Consider the following 17910-nt stretch of genomic DNA (forward strand, 5'->3'; position numbering starts at 1 on the left):
GTGAGATGCGTGGAATTTCACCCCTACGCTGGCGAGATGGAACTGAGCAGCAGCCGAAGAGCTGGGCTCGTGGTGTGAAGGCAGTCGTGTACGACCGCTACGGCGGTCCCGGAGTGCTCCGCCTCACGGACGTGCAGGTGCCCTCGCCCGCAGCCGGTCAGGTGCTGGTCAAGATCGCGGCGACCTCGATCAACCTCAGCGACTGGGAGACCCTGCGCGGCTCGCCTGCCTACGCGCGGATCGGCGGTCTGCGGGCTCCGGCGCACCGGACGCTCGGCTCGGACATCGCCGGCGTCGTGGAGGCTGTGGGTGGCGGGGTCACCCGGTTCCGGCTCGGGGAGGAGGTGTACGGCGACAACCTCGCTCTGAAGGGCGGCTTTGCCGAGTACGCGGTGGCGCCCGCGTCGGTGCTGGCCCACAAGCCGTCCGCGTTGACGTTCGCGGAGGCCTCGACCATCCCGCAGGCCGGAGCGATTGCCCTGCAGGGGACAACCAGGGCAGGGCCGGGTTCACGGGTGCTGATCAACGGTGCCGGAGGAGGCTCGGGGTCGTTCGCCATCCAGTTGGCGAAGCGGGCGGGCGCCCACGTCACCGGCGTGGACAATCAGAGGAAATTGACCTTCATGCGGTCGCTCGGCGCGGACGAGGTCATCGACTACGCCACGGACGACTTCACGCGTCCGCACCAGCCCTATGACCTGGTGCTGGACCTGGTCGCGCACAGGTCGGTCCTCGCCTATCGACGGGCTCTGAGCCGTGGTGGCCGCTACCGGTGTGTGGGTGGGTCAGTGGGCACACTGCTCCGCGTGCTCACTGCTGGCTCGGTGGTCGGGTTGCTCAGTGGCCGTTCCATCGGGGTGCTTGCGGTCAAGGAAGGCCCGGTGCACTTCCAACCGCTTGCCGACCTCTGCGCAGACGGGGAAGTGGCGATCTCCATCGATCGGACCTTCGCGCTCGAGGAGGTCCCGGCTGCTCTCACGTACGTCGGTGCGGGTCAGGCGCTCGGCAAGGTGGTGATTGTGCCCACCTGAAGTCGTCAACATCCCTGACCCGCGGGAAACGTCTTCTCGTCGGTGGCACAGAGCTCTGCGATTGCGTCCGCAGGTCAGCGGGGGTGGGGCGAATGGGTCGACCTGTAAGCCGGGTTCTGTCCCGCGTGAGCGGGGGCGATCATCCATCTACGGCGGCTGTTGCCAGCCGCCTCCTGCGGTCTACCCGTGCACTCGGGCGGGCCGCCCTCGAACGTGCACGCACCACTCGCGAGCGAGTGATTCTCTTGACCTTGCTCCAGGTGGGGTTTACCTAGCCGCTGCGGTCACCCGCAACGCTGGTGGTCTCTTGCACCACCGTTTCACCCTTACCGCTCCCGGAGGAGTGGCGGTCTATTTTCTGTGGCACTGTCCCGCGGGTTGCCCCGGGTGGGTGTTACCCACCGCCTTGCCCTGTGGAGCCCGGACTTTCCTCGGCACCTCAGGTTGCCCCTCGGTGACGCGATCGCCCGGCCGACCCATTCGCAAGGGTGAGTCTAGGTCCGCGCGCCGCGGAAGTGCGCATTCGTCTGTCGCGCGGTCAGAGTGAGCCGGGCGAGGCCATGCGAGGCTCGCTCAGGGGTTGGTCAACACCTCGGCGCCGGTCGGCGTCACGAGCAGCGTGTGCTCGAACTGCGCGCTGCGCTTCAGGTCCTTGGTGACGACGGTCCAGTTGTCGTCCCACATGGTCCATTCGTGCGTACCGAGGTTGAGCATCGGCTCGATCGTGAAGGTCATGCCGACCTCGATCGTCTCGGTGTAGAAGTCCTGGTCGTAGTGCGGGATGACGAGGCCGGAGTGGAAGGAAGTGCCGATGCCGTGCCCGGTGAAGTCGCGGACGACGCCGTAGCCGAAGCGCTTCGCGTACGACTCGATCACCCGGCCGATGACGTTGATCCTGCGGCCCGGCTTCACCGCCTTGATGGCGCGGTCCAGTGACTCCTTGGTGCGCTCCACCAGCAACCGGGACTCCTCGTCGACGTCACCGGCGAAGAAGGTCGCGTTGGTGTCGCCGTGGACGCCGTCCAGGTAGGCGGTGATGTCGATGTTGACGATGTCGCCGTCCTCCACCACCCGGGCATCCGGGATGCCGTGGCAGATGACCTCGTTGATGCTGCTGCACAACGACTTCGGGAAGTTCCGGTAGCCGAGCGTCGATGGGTAGGCGCCGTGGTCGCAGAGGAACTCGTGACCGATCCGGTCCAGCTCGTCAGTCGTGACGCCCGGCGTCACGTGGGAGCCGACGAGCTCACGGGCCTGAGCCGCCAGCCGACCGGCGACGCGCATCTTCTCGATCGTCTCGGCATCCTTGATCTCGGAGCCCAGGAAGGGTGCGGGAGCCGGCTTGTCGACGTACTCCGGGCGGGTGATGGTGCCGGGCACGGGACGGCGGGCAGAGATGGCGGCAGCGACTACAGGACTCACGACGGTGAGTGTAGTTTCGTCGGCATGAGTCACACGTCTCCGGAGTACTGGTACTGCTTCAAGCACAGCACCGTCGAGCCGCGTGAGGGATGCAAGAACGCGGATCGGCTCGGCCCGTACCCTTCCCAGGCCGAAGCCGCGCGGGCGCTCGAGAAGGTCGAGGAGCGCAACGAGCAGTGGGAGACCGACCCGAACTGGAACGACGACCTCGACGAGGACGACGCCCAGAAGTGACCTGACTGGCCTCGTCCGGGCGCCGCCTCAGTTCGGCGAGGGTCAGAACGAGTGCTCGTCGGCAGGGAACGTACGGGCCTTGACGTCGTCCTTGTAGGCCTTCGCGCCTTCGAGCAGGACGCTGTGAAGGTCGGCGTACTGCTTGACGAAACGGGCCATCTTGCCCGTACGCAGGCCGAAGGCGTCCTGCCACACGAGAACCTGGCCGTCACAGCCGTTGCCAGCGCCGATGCCGATGGTGGGGATGTGCAACTCGGCAGAGACCTGCGCGGCGACGTCGGCGGGCACCATCTCCATCACGACGGCGAACGCGCCGGCCTCCTGCACCGCGCGGGCATCAGCGAGCAGCCGCTCCGCGGTCTCACCGCGACCCTGGACCCGGTAGCCACCCAACGCGTGCTCGCTCTGCGGCGTGAAGCCGATGTGGGCCATCACCGGGATGCCGCCCTGGGCGCACTTGGTGATCACCGGGGCCATCTCGGCGCCGCCCTCCAACTTCACGCAGTGGGCCCCGCCCTCCTTCATGAACCGCACCGCGGTGAGGTAACCCTGCTCCGGTGAGGCCTGGTACGACCCGAACGGCAGGTCGCCCACCACCATCGCGCGCTTGGCCGATCTGGAGACGGCGCGGGTCAGCGGGATCAACTCGTCGACCGTGATCGGGAGCGAGGTCTCGTTGCCGAGGACGTTGTTGGAGGCGCTGTCGCCCACCAGCAGCAGGTCGATGCCGGCCTCGTCGAAGGTCGCCGCGGTGTACATGTCGTAGGCGGTGAGCATGGTGATCGGCTCGCCGCGCTCCTTCATCTCGCGCAGGTGGTGGGTACGTACCTTGCGCACCGGTGCACTGCTCGCCGCAGCGGCGCCGGACCCGTAGGGGGCGGTCTCTTCGCTCATGGAGCCTCTCCTGTCATCTCGCAGCTCCCTGGTGGAGTCCACGGACACGCTCAGGCTAGTCCGACTCCGGGGTCGAGCAATGTGGTGGTCCTCACGTCGCCGACAGGCTCGCCCTAGACTCCTTCCCGTGGACTTCTACTCGGCCTATGCGCACGGATTCGTCAGGATCGCCGCCTGCACCGTCCCGGTGAGCGTGGCAGACCCGGAGGCGAACACGACGACGATCATCGAACAGCTGCGTGCCTGCGACGAGGACGCAGTCGGGGTGGCGGTCTTCCCGGAGTTGGCGTTGAGCGGCTACGCCATCGACGACCTTTTCCTGCAGCAGACGTTGCTGGAATCCGTCGAGTCCCAGCTCGAGCGCCTGGTGGCCGAGACCGCCGACCTGTTCCCGGTGGTCGTGGTCGGCGCGCCGCTGCGGCACGGGGGCCGGATCTTCAACTGTGCCGTGGTGATTCACAGTGGCGAGATCCTCGGCGTAGCCCCGAAGTCGTACGTGCCGACGTACGGCGAGTTCTACGAGCGGCGCCACTTCGCTCCCGGGGACGACCAGCGGGATGGCTGGATCCGGCTCGCCGGCTCCGAGGTGCCCTTCGGGCCCGACCTCATCTTCACCGCCACCGATCACCCGGCGTTGCGCCTCCACGTGGAGATCTGTGAGGACATGTGGGTGCCGGTGCCGCCGAGCGCCGAAGCTGCGCTGGCCGGTGCCACCGTGCTGGCCAACCTCTCCGGCAGCCCGATCACCATCGCTCGCGCCGAGGAGCGGCGCCGGCTGGTCGAATCGGCCAGCGCCCGGTGTGCCGCCGCCTACGTCTACGCCGCCGCCGGCCAGGGCGAGTCGACCACCGACCTTTCGTGGGACGGCCAGACGATGATCTACGAGATCGGTGAGATGCTCGCCGAGGGACAGCGCTTCCCCCAGCATGCGGTCTGCACGGTCGCGGACGTCGACGTCGAGCGCATCGCGCACGAGCGCCTGCGTCTGGGCACTTTCGACGACAACCGACGTGCACTCGGCGTGGGTGCCGGGGAGCGCGACTTCCGCACGGTCGAGTTCACGCTCGACGCGCCCTCCGGTGACATCGGGTTGCGGCGCAAGGTCGACAGGTTCCCGTTCGTCCCCGACGACCCGGCCCGTCTGGCCCTGGACTGCTACGAGGCGTACAACATCCAGGTCAACGGGCTGGAGAAGCGGATCGAGTCCATCGGCTCTCCCAAGGCCGTCATCGGCATCAGCGGAGGACTGGACTCCACCCACGCGCTCCTGGTTGCCGCCAAGGCCATGGACCGGCTCGGGCGGCCCCGCAGCGACGTGCTGGGCTACACGATGCCGGGCTTCGCGACCGGAGACACCTCGAAGTCGTTGGCCACGCGCTTGGCCGCGGGGCTCGGCATCAGCTTCGACGAGGTCGACATCCGTCCGGCGGCCCGTCAGATGTTGGCGGACCTGCGGCACCCCTACGCCGAGGGGGAGAACGTCTACGACGTCACCTTCGAGAACGTCCAGGCAGGGCTGCGCTACGACTACCTCTTCCGCTTCGCGAACCATCGCGGGGGTCTGGTGGTCGGCACCGGCGACCTCTCCGAGCTGGCCCTCGGTTGGTGCACCTACGGCGTGGGCGACCAGATGTCGCACTACAACGTCAACGCCGGGGTGCCGAAGACGCTGGTCCAGCACCTGATCCGCTGGGTCGCCGACTCCGGCGAGTTCGACGAGGAGACCAACGCGGTCCTGCGCGGGGTGCTCGCCCAGGAGATCACGCCCGAGTTGATCCCGGACGCCGACGGGGTCAAGCCGCAGGCCACCCAGGACACCGTGGGGCCGTACAACCTCCAGGACTTCACGCTCTTCCACCTTGTGCGCCGGGGCCTGCGTCCCAGCAAGGTCGCCTTCTTGGCCTTCCACGCCTGGCGTGACGTCGAGGAGGGTGAGTGGCCGCCCGGCTACCCGGAGGGAGAGCGACCCGCCTACGACCTGGTGGAGGTCAAGAGGTGGCTGGAGGTCTTCGTACGCCGGTTCTTCGCCTCTCAGTTCAAGCGCAGCGCCCTGCCCAACGGACCCAAGGTGAGCGCCGGAGGGACCATGTCACCACGTGGTGACTGGCGGATGCCCTCGGATGCCAGCCCGGCCGCCTGGCTCACGGAAATGGCACGAATTCCCGACGCGTGAGGCCGGTTTGGGGGGAAGTGCGACCCATCGGCCACCTCGTACGCCATAGTTTGTCCCATGGGCAAGCAGGAAGACTTCGTACTCCGCGCTCTTGAGGAGCGTGACGTCCGGTTCGTGCGGTTGTGGTTCACCGACGTCCTGGGGTTCTTGAAGTCGGTGGCGATCGCGCCGGCAGAGCTGGAGAGTGCCTTCGGTGAAGGCATCGGCTTCGACGGCTCCGCGATCGAGGGCTTCGCCAGGGTCCAGGAGTCGGACATGCTGGCCAAGCCGGACCCCTCGACGTTCCAGATCCTGCCGTGGCGGGGGGAGGGGCCGTCGACGGCACGCATGTTCTGCGACATCGCCATGCCCGACGGCAGTCCGTCGTACGCCGATCCGCGTCACGTCCTCAAGCGGACGTTGGCCAAGGCCGCGGACAAGGGCTTCAGCTTCTACACCCACCCCGAGATCGAGTTCTACCTCTTCAAGGACACGCCGCAACCCGGTGTCGAGCCGGTCCCGGTGGACCGCAGCGGCTACTTCGACCACACGGCGCAGTCGTCGGGGGCGGACTTCCGCCGCGAGGCGATCACGATGTTGGAGTCGATGGGCATCTCGGTGGAGTTCAGCCACCACGAGGCCGGGCCGGGGCAGCAGGAGATCGACCTGCGCTACGCCGACGCGCTGACGACCGCCGACAACATCATGACCTTCCGCACCGTCATCCGTGAGGTGGCGCTGGGCCAAGGTGTGTGGGCCTCCTTCATGCCCAAGCCCTTCACCCAGCACCCCGGCTCGGGCATGCACACCCACCTCTCGCTCTTCGAGGGCGACCGCAACGCCTTCTTCGAGGCGGGCTCGCAGTACCAGCTCTCCAAGACCGGCCGCCACTTCATCGCCGGCCTCCTGACCCACGCGGCGGAGATCACCGCGGTCACCAACCAGTGGGTCAACTCCTACAAGCGCCTGATCGGTGGCGGCGAGGCGCCGACCTACATCTCGTGGGGTCACAACAACCGCTCCGCCATGATCCGGGTGCCCATGTACAAGCCCGGCAAGGGCCAGTCGACACGCATCGAGTTGCGCTCGATGGACGCCGCCTGCAACCCCTACCTCGCCTTCGCCGTGACGCTGGCGGCCGGACTGAAGGGGATCGAGGAGGGCTACGAACTGCCGCGCGAGGCCGAGGACGACGTGTGGTCCCTCACCGAGCGCGAGCGCCGCAGCCTGGGGATCCAGTCACTGCCCCGCACACTCTTCGAGGCCATCAACGTCGCCGAGAACTCCGAGCTCCTCGCGGAGACCCTCGGCGAGCACGTCTTCGACTTCTTCCTGCGCAACAAACGTGCGGAGTGGGAGGAGTACCGGGGCCAGGTCTCGGCCTTCGAACGCGACCAGATGCTGCCGGTGATCTGAGATGGCACGTGGGGGGGAGGCACGGCGCAGGGGGGCTCGCAAGGCTGCCCGGCCCGCACAGCCGGAGTGGGGTTCGACCCCGATCGACCGGGGCCCGGTGCTCGACGAGCGCAAGCGCCCCGTGCCGGTCAAGCGTTCCAAGGACGTCGCCAAGGGGATGCGCGTCGACCCCACGCGGGTGAGCGGTCCGATCCGTTTCGTGCTCGAGCCGATGCTCTGGGTGGGCTTCCTCAGCGGCGTCCTGTGGGTGCTGATCCTGATGGACCCCGGCGTCCGTACGCCCTCCGAGGACGGCTACCTCTTCCAGTACGCCATCCCGCTGGGGAGCCTGGTCTCCGCCATCCTGCTGATCTCCACGATCAGCGCCCTGATGCACCTGCCACACTCCACGACCGCCACTCGCGCCCGGACCTCGTTTGCCGGGCTGGGCATGCTCGCCTCCGGTTGGCTGTTCGCAAAGCTGCACCCCGTGGACACCGAGGACCTGCTCGGACTCTCCTGGTTGTCGATCGGCATCGGGGTGCTGCTGGTCGCCATCTGTTCCGTCCCGTGGCCCACCACCCCTGCGGGTTTGACCCGGTCTCCCCGAGGGCTGGAGAAGGTGTTGCTCGTGCTCCTCTTCGTGGTCTGCGCGGGCCTGGCCTACCGGGCGTGGGAGGCGGCCCAACTGGGTCTGGTCGGGGTGAGCCCGGGCGCCGAGACCGGATGGGACCAACTCATGCCGATCCTGGGGGTCCTGGTGATCCTGCTGGGCATCGCGCGCTACGTCCTTCGGCGTCCTGCCGGGAACACGAGCTCATCGACAGATGCCGCCTGAGCTCAGCGCGACACAACTCAGCCGGGCCGGGCTCGATGACCTGGCCGCAGCTCGAGTCGCTCTGGGCGCCGTCGGTCGCGCTGCCGGGACTGTCCTTGCTGTGCTCGCCAAGGTGGCGGACCCGGACCTGGCGGTGCGGGGCCTCGCGCAGCTGATCGGTGCGGTCGAAGCCTCCGACGAGCTGGTCGACACCTTGGCCGACGACCAGGAGACGGCTGCCCGACTCGTCCACGTCCTCGGGGCCAGTCAGGCACTGGCCGAACACCTGGTCCGGCACCCGGACCAGTGGACCGAACTGTGTGACCCGGGTCTGGCGACCTCCCGTACTGCAGCGTGGTACCGCCGCGAGCAGCTGCTGCTCAGCGTCGGCGCCGACGCAGCCGCCACGACTCCGGTCGCGGGCCTCCCTGACGCCGAGGCCGTCGACGCCCTGCGGGTGGAGTACCGCCGCCAGTTGCTCGGGCTGGTGGCCCGGGACCTGCGGCACCAGGAACGCATGGACGACGTCGCCGCGGAGATCTCCGACCTGGCCGCCGGCACCCTCGACGCGGCGCTCGCGGTGGCTCGGGCCCGAGTGGGCGCGACGGCGACCCGGGCCAACCTCGCGGTCATCGCGATGGGCAAGTGCGGGGGACACGAGCTCAACTACGTCTCCGACGTCGACGTGATCTTCGTCCACGAGGCCGCACCCGGCGTCGAGGAGCACGAGGCGACCCGGGTCGCCACGGAGTTGGCCGCGCAGATGATGCAGGTCTGTTCGGCCCACACCCGCGAGGGCACGATCTGGCCCGTCGACGCAGGTCTACGCCCCGAGGGGAACCAGGGTCCGCTGGTGCGTACGCTCACCAGCCACCAGGGCTACTACGAGCGCTGGGCCAAGACGTGGGAGTTCCAGGCTCTGCTGAAGGCGCGCCCGGTGGCCGGCGACCGGGCGCTCGGAGCCCAGTTCGTGGACATGGTCGCCCCCATGGTTTGGTCCGTCGCGGAGCGGGAGAACTTCGTCAGCGACGTCCAGGCGATGCGTCGTCGCGTCGTGGAACACATCCCCAGCAAGCAGGCCGAGCGTCAGCTCAAGTTGGGGTCGGGGGGCCTGCGTGACGTCGAGTTCGCGGTGCAGTTGCTCCAACTGGTGCATGGCAGGGCAGACGCCCGTCTCCGCTCACCGACGACCCTCAGCGCGCTGGCCGAGCTGACCCGCGGTGGCTACGTGGGCCGCGAGGACGGTGAGGCGCTGCACGAGGCGTACACGTTCCTGCGCACGCTCGAGCACCGCATCCAGCTCTTCCAGCTGCGGCGCACGCACGTGGTGCCGGACCGCGAAGCTGATCTGCGTCGTCTGGGGCGCTCCATGGGCTACTTCAAGAACCCCGGCAGCACGCTGCAGACGGAGTGGAACAGTCGGCGCCGGCTGGTGCGTCGACTGCACGAGAAACTCTTCTACCGGCCGCTGCTCGAGGCAGTCGCTCGGATCCCCGGTCCGGACGCTCGCCTCACGCTCGCGCAGGCCCAGGACCGACTGGGGGCCCTGGGCTACGGCGATCCCCGCGCTGCCCTGCGACACCTCGAGGCCCTCACCGCCGGGGTCTCCCGCTCAGCATCCATCCAGCGCACCCTGCTTCCGGTGATGCTCGAGTGGTTCGCCGACTCACCGGATCCGGATGCCGGGCTCTTCGGCTTCCGCCGGATCAGCGAGACGCTCGGCGCCACCCCTTGGTACCTGCGCCAGCTCCGCGACGAGGGTCAGGTGGCCGAGCGACTCGCCAAGTTGCTGTCGACCTCGGCCTTCGTCACCGATCTGCTCGAGCGGGAGCCGCAGGGGGTGCGGATCCTCGGGGACGACCTCACGCCGTTGAACGGCGAGACGTTGACGGCCGAAGTCGTGGCGACCGCACGGCGTCAGGGCGACGCAGGCGAGGCAGTGCGCGCCGTTCGCGCGATCCGTCGCCGCGAACTCTTCCGGATCTCGGTCGGAGAGTTGTTCGGGGACACCGATGTGGAGGCCGTCGGCCGAGCGCTGAGCGACCTCACCAGCGCCACGCTGGAGGCCACCCTCCAGGCGGTGGCACGCGACCAGACCGCCATCCGGGGACTCGACCAGCCTCCGGCCCGGATGGCGATCGTCGCCATGGGACGGTACGGCGGGTTCGAACTCTCCTACGGCAGCGACGCCGACGTCATGTTCGTCCACGAGGCGGTGGAGGGGGTCGAGCCCGCGGACGCGTCGTCGTTCGCGTTCGCGGTGGCCAACGACGTACGCCGGTTGCTCGCGGCCTCCGGCAAGGACCCCGGCCTGGAGGTGGATGCGGATCTGCGCCCCGAGGGGAAGCAGGGGGCGTTGAGTCGTTCCCTGGAGTCGTACGCCGCCTACTACGCCAAGTGGTCGGCGGTCTGGGAGGCCCAGGCGCTGCTACGTGCCGCTCCGGTGGCCGGCGACCCCGGCTTGCGCGACCGATTCATGGAACTGATCGACCCGTTGCGCTACCCCGAGGAGGGGCTCAGTCAGGACGACGTCATCGAGGTGCGCCGGATCAAGGCCCGCGTCGACAGCGAGCGTCTGCCCCGGGGCGCCGACCCGTACACGCACTTCAAACTGGGCCGCGGGGGACTGGCGGACATCGAGTGGACCGTCCAGTTGCTGCAGATGCAGCACGCCGGCACAGTCGCTGGATTGCGCACGCCCGTGACGTTGCCGGCGCTCTCGGCCGCCCGGGAGGTGGGCCTGATCAGCGCGGATGACGCCGAGATCCTGGCCGAGGGATGGTGCCTGGTGAGCAGGATGCGCAACGCTGCCACCCTGGTGCGCGGGAAGGGCGCCGACGCGATGCCACAGGCGCCCAAGGAACGCGCCGCGTTGGCGACCGTGCTCGGTTATGACATGGGTGACACGGACCGGATGGTCAACGACTACCTACGCACCACGCGTCGCGCGCACGCAGTAGTCGACCGGATCTTCTGGGGTTGAGACCCCCCGTCCCGACGGCGGGTCAGCCGCGGGGAGCGGCCTCGCCGCGATCGATCGCCTTGGAGTGCTCGTCGTGCGCGCGCTCGATCAGTTCGACGAGGGGAGCCTCGTCACGAGCCTTCTCCTGGTACTTCTCAGGCAGGGCGCGGATCTGCTCCTGACCGTCCACCAGGGCGCGGTAGAGGCGTTCGCGCTCGGCCGGGTCCTGGGTGTAGTCGGCGTCGAGATAGGCGGTGGCGTGACGACGGGCGTTCGCCACCACGGCGTGGGCCTTGCCTGCGGGGCTGACCAAGGAGGCCAGGACCGTGACGAGCAGGATCCCGAGGATGACCGTGAGGGAGAGGCCGATGCCGACCTCGACGACAGGCACGTGCTCGCCGTCGTTGATGAACGGCAGGTTGTTCTCGTGCAGGGCGTGGAGGATCAACTTCACGCCGATGAAGCCCAGGATCGCGGCCAAGCCGTAGGACAGGTAGATGAGCCGGTCCAGGAGGCCGTCGATGAGGAAGAAGAGCTGACGCAGGCCGAGCAGCGAGAAGGCGGTCGCCGTGAAGACGATGAAGACGTTCTGGGTGAGCCCGAAGATCGCGGGGATCGAGTCCAGGGCGAAGAGGATGTCCGTGCCGCCGATGGCCACCATGACCAACAGCATCGGGGTCATGACCTTCTTGCCGTTCTCGATGGTGAACATCTTGTCGCCGTCGTAGTGCTCGGAGGTGTGGAACACCTTCCTGGCGATCTTGATGACGAAGTTGTCCGCCGCGCCCTCCTCGTCGTCCTCGCCCTTGAGCAGGTTGCCGGCGGTCAGCAGCAGCACCAGACCGAAGAGGTAGAAGATCCAGGCGAACTGATTGATCAGCGCCGCCCCCAGCAGGATGAAGGAGGTGCGCGCGATCAGCGCGAAGACGATGCCGAAGAGCAGCACCTTCTGCTGGTCCTCACGAGGGACCTTGAAGCTGGCCATGATGATGAGGAAGACAAAGAGGTTGTCCACCGAGAGCGCCTTCTCGGTGATGTAGCCGGCGAAGTACTCCGAGCCCATCTGACCACCGCCGAAGACGAGCACGCCGAAGCCGAAGACGATCGCGATGCCGACGTACAGGGCCGACCAGGTGGCGGCCTCTTTGAGCGTGGGGACGTGGGCGTGGCGCACGTGGAAGAAGAAGTCGAACGCGAGCAGCCCGATGATTCCTGCGATCGTCAGGCCCCACACCAGTGGACTCACGTCCATGTTCATCTCCTTGGTCAGTGTGTCGATGCCGCGGGGCGTCGGCTCCGGCCCGGAGCTGCACCCGTCAGCCGCACAAGTTTGTCATGGCGCCGGTGACGAGGTCGCGGGCCGGGTAGGTGGAGCGAAATGAGACAGGTGTTGCATGTGATCCACATCACCCGCTTGGATGGAGACACCATTTCGGGGATGAATGAGGGAGATCACCTGTGTCCGCACAACGTTTCATGGCTGCCCTGGCAGCCAGCAGCATCGCCGTCGCGATGACGGTCGCCGGGGCCGTAGCTCCTGCTGCGGCCGAGTCGCCGCGACCGGCCTTCTACGAGGCTCCGGCCTCCTTGCCCAGTGCCAACGGAGAGCTCATCCGGAGCGAGAAGCTCAACTTCCTGCTCGACCCGCTCAAGGTCCACACCGTGGCCTACGACGCGACCCGGGTGCTCTACAAGACCACCAACCGCACGGGGAAGTCGATCGCGGTCTCCGGATCGGTCATCGTGCCCAAGACCAAGTGGGTCGGACCGGGCACGCGCCCCGTCATCGGCTACGCCGTGGGGACCCAGGGGATCGGTGACTCGTGTGCTCCCTCCCGCATGTTCAGCGAAGGCTTCGAGTACGAGTCGCTCTTCATGGCTGGCATGTTGGCTCGTGGCTACGCGATCGCCATGACTGACTACGAGGGGCTCGGCACCGCTGGGATGCACACCTACATGGACCGGGTCTCCCAGGGCCGAGCGGTGCTCGACATCGTGCGTACGGCGCAGCGGATGCCCAGCACCGGATTGAACGCGAAGAGCCCTGTCGCCTTCGTCGGCTACTCCCAGGGCGGTGCCGGTGCTGCTTCGGCGGCTGAGTTGGCGGGGAGCTACGCCCCGGAGCTGAAGGTGAAGGGAACGGTCGCGAGCGCGGTCCCGGCTGACCTGCGGGCACTGCCCGAGGCGATCGACGGCAGCCTCTACTCGCTGTTCACCTGGTTCGCGATCGCCGGACTGACCGCCAGCTACGACATCGACATGGACCCGTACCTCAACGCTGCGGGCAAGGAGATGTACAGCGAGATCGAGGAGGCCTGCGTCTTCGACCTCCTCAAGAGCGCGTTCACCAACTCCGAGGACTACACGACCGATGGCGCCGGGCTGACGGAACTGATCACCCGAGAGCCCTTCAAGCAGATGATTGCCGACCAGCGGATCGGGCGGACCAAGCCGAACGCGCCCGTGCTGGTCACGCACAGCCTGCTCGACGACGTGGTGCCCCACCGGGTCGGCAAGCAGTTGGCCACGGACTGGTGCAACAAGGGAGGCAACGTGCGCCTGAGCACCAATGCCACTCCACTGCACGTGGGCGGAATGCTCAACCACGCGACCGAGATCTACGCGTTCCTCGGGGCGAGGTTCGCAGGTCTGCCCGCCGCCTCGTCCTGCTGGAGGTTGTGACCTAGGGTCGCGGCGACGCCTCGGTGTCGGCGTCGGTGAACGCGTTGCCTCCTCCCAGGGCATCGCTCACCGCCGCCGCACCGAGGACCTTGTACGGCGAAGCGGAACGCGCGGCACGCTCGAGGAGCGCGCTTTCAGGAAGCCCGCTGCGGGAGGCCACCAGCAAGAGGTTGCCCCCGCGCCTGGCACGCAGTGTGGCCGGCTCGGCGCTCACCATCACCCTGGGCAGCTGGGTGCGCACGGCAGCGATGACCCGCCTGGTCCACGCGAAGGGTGCTCGGTCCGAGAGGTTGAAGAGAACAAGGCCCTCGGGCGTCAGGACGCGGGCGATCTCCGCCACCGCCTCCACGGTGACGAGGTCGGCGGGCACCTGCCCCTTCGCGTAGGCATCGACGACGACCGCATCGAACGCTCCGTCACGCAGGCCCACCAACCCCGACCGTCCGTCGAGGGGACGGACCTTGATGCCGCTGCGCGCAGGCAGTGGCAGCTCGGCGCGGACGAGCGCGGTGAGTGCCTCCGCAGGCTCCAGCACGACCTGGGTCGAGCGCGGGCGGGTGGCCGCGACGTAGCGGGGCAACGTCATCGCCGCGCCACCGACGTGGGCGACACGCAACGCGGCGCCCGGCGTACCGAGGGTGTCCAGGACGTCGCCCATCCGCCGTACGTAGTCGAAGACGAGCCGGGTCGGGTCGTCGAGGTCCACGTACGACTGGTCGTGTCCGTCGAGACGCAGGACGTAGGAGTTCGCGCGGTCGGCGGGCACGAGCTTCGCGCCCGCCGCGTCATCTCTCGCATCCCTGTTGGCCACGGAGCCATTGTGACCGGTGCCCTGCTCAGTTGTGCGGCGGAGCCACTGGACGCGGGTGGCACCATGGGGAAGGTCACTTGCGCTGCCCACGCGTCTCCTCGTCCCGACCCGGAGGTCCCCATGTCCCGACTCGTCGACTCCCTCATCCCCGCCTGCGGTTCGTTGGTCGCGGACCAGTGGTTGGTCGGGGATCGGGCGACCTTCGACGTCCAGGATCCCGCGACCACCTCCGTCGTGGCCGCCGTGGCCCGCGCCGAGGACGAGGACGTGGTGGCGGCGGTCGACGCCGCGGCCGGTGCGTTGCCCGGGTGGTCCGCCACGTCGCCCCGACGTCGCTCGGAGGTCCTGCGACGTGCCTTCGAGTTGATGCTCGAGCGCTCCGACGACCTGGCCGACCTGATCGTCGCGGAGAACGGCAAGTCCAGGGCGGATGCCGTCGGCGAGGTGACGTACGCGGCCGAGTTCTTCCGCTGGTACTCCGAGGAGGCAGTGCGGGCGGCAGGGGCCTTCGGGAGCGCACCCGCCGGCGGCGCCCGTACGCTCGTGCAGCGGCGCCCAGTGGGGGTCTCGGTCCTCATCACACCGTGGAACTTCCCGGCCGCGATGATGACCCGCAAGGTTGCTCCTGCGCTGGCGGCGGGGTGCAGCGTGGTGGTCAAGCCGGCTTCCGAGACGCCACTGACAGCACTCGCGATCGGCCAGATCCTGCTCCAGGCCGGGGCCCCGGCGGGCGTGGTCAACGTCGTGACCACCGACGACTCCTCGGGCTCGGTCAAGACGATGCTCGCCCACGAGGCGGTGCGCAAACTCTCCTTCACCGGGTCGACCCGCGTGGGCTCCCTGCTCCTGTCGCAGGCCGCGGAGCGGGTGCTGAACTGCTCCATGGAGCTGGGTGGCAACGCACCCTTCGTGGTCACGGCTTCCGCAGACGTGGAGGCCGCCGTCGAGGGCGCGATGGTCGCCAAGTTCCGCAACGGTGGTCAGGCCTGTACTGCCGCCAACCGGTTCTACGTGCACGCTGACGTGGTGGACGACTTCGTCGCCGCATGGGGTGCACGTATCGAGGCCCTCGTCGTGGGAGCGGGTGCCTCCGGAGCCGCGATCGGCCCGATGATCTCCGCCCGGGCACGCGACGGGCTGGTGAAATTGGTCGACCGAGCGGTCGCGGCGGGGGCAGTGGTGGCTGCCCGGGCAGAGTTGCCCGACCTGCCGGGCCACTTCGTCGCCCCCACCCTGCTCACCGGCGTGGCTCCGGACGCGGAGATCCTCGCCGAAGAACTCTTCGGCCCCGTGGCGCCGGTGGTCGTCTGGGACGACTTCGATGAGCTCGTGAGGCAGGCGAACGGGACCGAGATGGGCCTGGCCTCGTTCATCTACAGCCAGGACCTGGGCGAGGCGCTCCGGTTGGCGGAGGCCTTCGAGATCGGGATGGTCGGGATCAACCGGGGAGTGGTCTCCGATCCTGCGACTCCCTTCGGCGGCACCAAGCACAGCGGCATCGGGCGCGAAGGTGCATCCGAGGGCATGGAGGCCTACCTGGAGACCCAGTACGTCAGCATCGGTTGGGAGTGACCTTTGACCGGCGTGTGGGTTGAAGACTCCACCAGCCACTCACTACGGTCCGGGGATGGCAACAACCACCTCCCGTGACTACGCCCGCCTCGTGACCGTGACGATCGCCGAGATTGCATGCCTCGTCGGATCGGCGATCGGGTCGGGGGTCTTCGGGCCGCCGCAGGTCGCCGAGGCTGCGGGCGGCGCTCTCTCGGCAGACGCGACCATGCTCGCTCCTGCCAGCCAGGCCTTCAGCATCTGGTCCGTGATCTATCTCGGCCTGGCCCTCTACACGATCTGGCAGTGGCTCCCTGCCCAGCGTGCCGCTGAGCGGCATCGGCAGGTGGGGTGGTGGATCGCGGCCTCGATGGTGCTCAATGCCGCGTGGCTCCTGGTCGTGAGGCAGGGGTGGCTCTGGATGAGCGTGCTGGTGATCGTCGTGCTCGTCCTCGTGCTGGGCCACGTCGTACGCACCTTGGCGCAGAAGCCGCGAGCCTCGACCGAATCGGTGGTCGACGTCGTCGTCACCGACGCGACCATGGGGCTCTACACCGGGTGGGTCTCCGTCGCGGTCTGCGCCAACATCGCTGCCACGCTCGTCGACTCCGGGGTGGACCCGGGCGCTCCGTGGCCGGACGTGTGGGCGATCACCGTGCTGGTCGCGGTCGGTCTCGTGGGCGTGGTCCTGGCCCTGGTGACCCGTGCCAACATCGCCATCGCCGTGGCGCTGGCCTGGGGGCTCTCCTGGATAGCGGTGGGGCGGCTCAACGGTGAGCCCGAGTCGATCGTCACCGCGGTGACGGCGATCGTGGTGGCCTTCGTGCTGATCGCCTTCACGGGAGCCATCCAGGCCCGAGGCAAGGGGACCGTCAACCCGTAGGGGCCGTCAACGCCTCACCAGGGCGGGACTGCGGAGGCGGGTGTTCCGGTCAGCACGCGGACCGCGAGCGACGTGGTCGACTCGACGTTGAGGTGACCCACCACCCGGGAGACCCGGTCGATGTCCAGGGGCAGCAGCCCCGGGGTCCCGGGGATGTCCGGAGTCAGGCCCAGGTCGAGGTCGTCGTGGCCGGACATCAACGCCATGTTGAACTCGAAGCGCTCCCGGGCTCCGGGAGCGGTGAGCCTCTTGAGGAGGCCCGCGCCGATCCGGCGACCACCCGTCTCGGCCGCCCAGGCATCCATCACCGCGACCAGGTGGGTGCCGCCGCAGTGCTCGATGTCGCTCCAGACCGCATCCATCGAGCCCATCTGTTCCAGCAGCACGGGGGCGGTCTTCTCCCCGATCCCCGGGACACCGGGCAGGTTGTCGGAGGCGTCACCACGCAGCGCGGCGAACTCGAGGTAGTTCTCCGCTGCGACGCCGTACATCAACTTGAGGCTCCGCGGGTTGAGCAGCGGCGAGTTGTTGATGCCGCCGTTGATCAGTCGGAGCACCTGGGTGTGCTCGCTGATGTGGGCGAAGGAGTCCCGGTCGGAGGTGATGATCACGCAGTTCCAGTCGTGGCGCACCGCCCAGGTGGCCGCGGAGGCCGCGACGTCGTCGGCCTCCAGGCCCGGAGGGGTCAGGGTCGCCAGACCGAGGGCATCGAGCAGGGCGCCGGCCCGCCCCAACTGGTCGACGAGGGCCGCGTCCTTGGGCGCACGGCCGGCCTTGTAGTCGGGGTAGAAGGACGACCGGACGGAGGCCTCACGATCGTCGAGGCCGAAGATGACGGCGTCCGGCGCGAACTGGTCGATCGACTCGATGATCTGGCGCAGCATCCCGTGCAGGGCCCAGGCCGGTCGGTGGGAGCGGTCCGTCAGTCCGGTGTGGGCGCGCGCGTGGTGGTTGCGATGCAGAAGTGAAGGGGCGTCGACGACCAGCAGGAGCTTGCGCCGGCCGTGGTCGGCGGTGTTCGCCAGACCTCGGTGGAACTCCTCGCCAGGCACGCCGCGATCCTAGCCCAGCGCGTT

The 17910-nt window shown here is 68.4% G+C and carries 14 protein-coding genes and 1 other RNA gene; 9 read left to right on the forward strand and 6 right to left on the reverse strand.

Annotation, left to right across the window (positions count from 1 at the left end):
* The first annotated feature begins 74 nt into the window (after positions 1-74).
* Positions 75-1031 (forward strand): NAD(P)-dependent alcohol dehydrogenase, encoded by a 957-nt coding sequence (locus DNK52_RS05520; RefSeq protein WP_110240014.1) that lies wholly within the window; start codon positions 75-77, stop codon positions 1029-1031.
* Between the two features lie 89 nt (positions 1032-1120).
* Here DNK52_RS05520 and rnpB read toward each other — a convergent pair.
* Positions 1121-1510: RNase P RNA component class A (gene rnpB, locus DNK52_RS05525), an RNA gene on the reverse strand.
* Positions 1511-1604: 94 nt separating this feature from the next.
* Positions 1605-2453 carry a type I methionyl aminopeptidase gene (gene map, locus DNK52_RS05530; RefSeq protein WP_204163405.1) on the reverse strand — a complete coding sequence of 283 codons (849 nt, stop codon included), beginning with the start codon at positions 2451-2453 and terminating at the stop codon, positions 1605-1607.
* A gap of 24 nt (positions 2454-2477) precedes the next feature.
* Between map and DNK52_RS05535 the strand changes: the two genes are divergently transcribed.
* The gene (locus tag DNK52_RS05535) at positions 2478-2687 is read left to right on the forward strand and encodes a hypothetical protein (protein ID WP_110240015.1); all 210 of its coding nucleotides are present in this window, start codon (positions 2478-2480) and stop codon (positions 2685-2687) included.
* Positions 2688-2729: 42 nt separating this feature from the next.
* Here DNK52_RS05535 and panB read toward each other — a convergent pair whose 3' ends face one another.
* Entirely contained in the window at positions 2730-3581 is an 852-nt protein-coding gene (panB, locus tag DNK52_RS05540; protein ID WP_110240016.1) for a 3-methyl-2-oxobutanoate hydroxymethyltransferase, read from the reverse strand.
* 79 nt (positions 3582-3660) lie between these two features.
* Here panB and DNK52_RS05545 point away from each other — a divergent pair, with 79 nt between their 5' ends.
* From DNK52_RS05545 to DNK52_RS05560, 4 genes are read left to right on the forward strand one after another with little or no spacing between them, the layout of a single operon-like run.
* Entirely contained in the window at positions 3661-5754 is a 2094-nt protein-coding gene (locus tag DNK52_RS05545; RefSeq protein WP_204163406.1) for an NAD(+) synthase, read from the forward strand.
* A gap of 57 nt (positions 5755-5811) precedes the next feature.
* Positions 5812-7149 carry a glutamine synthetase family protein gene (locus tag DNK52_RS05550; protein WP_110240018.1) on the forward strand — a complete coding sequence of 446 codons (1338 nt, stop codon included), beginning with the start codon at positions 5812-5814 and terminating at the stop codon, positions 7147-7149.
* A gap of 1 nt (position 7150) precedes the next feature.
* Positions 7151-7966 (forward strand): hypothetical protein, encoded by an 816-nt coding sequence (locus DNK52_RS05555; protein WP_110240019.1) that lies wholly within the window; start codon positions 7151-7153, stop codon positions 7964-7966.
* Positions 7956-10928, forward strand: a complete 2973-nt coding sequence (locus tag DNK52_RS05560) for a bifunctional [glutamine synthetase] adenylyltransferase/[glutamine synthetase]-adenylyl-L-tyrosine phosphorylase (RefSeq protein WP_110240020.1) — start codon at positions 7956-7958, stop codon at positions 10926-10928. Before DNK52_RS05555 ends, DNK52_RS05560 begins: the two co-directional genes overlap by 11 nt.
* Before the next feature lie 22 nt (positions 10929-10950).
* Here the strand turns inward: DNK52_RS05560 and DNK52_RS05565 are convergent, their stop codons facing one another.
* Positions 10951-12159 (reverse strand): TerC family protein, encoded by a 1209-nt coding sequence (locus tag DNK52_RS05565; RefSeq protein ID WP_110240021.1) that lies wholly within the window; start codon positions 12157-12159, stop codon positions 10951-10953.
* Positions 12160-12365: 206 nt separating this feature from the next.
* Between DNK52_RS05565 and DNK52_RS05570 the strand changes: the two genes are divergently transcribed.
* On the forward strand, positions 12366-13589 hold the full coding sequence (locus tag DNK52_RS05570; RefSeq protein WP_204163407.1) for a lipase family protein: 1224 nt from the start codon (positions 12366-12368) through the stop codon (positions 13587-13589).
* A 1-nt stretch (position 13590) separates the two neighbouring features.
* Here DNK52_RS05570 and DNK52_RS05575 read toward each other — a convergent pair whose 3' ends face one another.
* Positions 13591-14400: a spermidine synthase gene (locus tag DNK52_RS05575; RefSeq protein WP_204163408.1), complete on the reverse strand. Its 810-nt coding sequence runs from the start codon at positions 14398-14400 to the stop codon at positions 13591-13593.
* Between the two features lie 120 nt (positions 14401-14520).
* On the opposite strand from DNK52_RS05575, the gene DNK52_RS05580 reads away from it, so the two are divergent.
* Both DNK52_RS05580 and DNK52_RS05585 read left to right on the forward strand, forming a co-directional pair.
* Positions 14521-15972 carry an NAD-dependent succinate-semialdehyde dehydrogenase gene (locus tag DNK52_RS05580; RefSeq protein WP_110240024.1) on the forward strand — a complete coding sequence of 484 codons (1452 nt, stop codon included), beginning with the start codon at positions 14521-14523 and terminating at the stop codon, positions 15970-15972.
* Positions 15973-16027: 55 nt separating this feature from the next.
* On the forward strand, positions 16028-16834 hold the full coding sequence (locus DNK52_RS05585) for a tryptophan-rich sensory protein (RefSeq protein WP_110240025.1): 807 nt from the start codon (positions 16028-16030) through the stop codon (positions 16832-16834).
* Positions 16835-16848: 14 nt separating this feature from the next.
* Here the strand turns inward: DNK52_RS05585 and DNK52_RS05590 are convergent, their stop codons facing one another.
* A complete protein-coding gene (locus DNK52_RS05590) occupies positions 16849-17886 on the reverse strand; it encodes a 5'-3' exonuclease (protein ID WP_239455417.1) in 1038 nt (345 codons plus the stop codon).
* Positions 17887-17910: the final 24 nt, after the last annotated feature.

Source organism: Nocardioides gilvus (assembly GCF_003194605.1).
GTDB classification, from domain to species: domain Bacteria; phylum Actinomycetota; class Actinomycetes; order Propionibacteriales; family Nocardioidaceae; genus Nocardioides; species Nocardioides gilvus.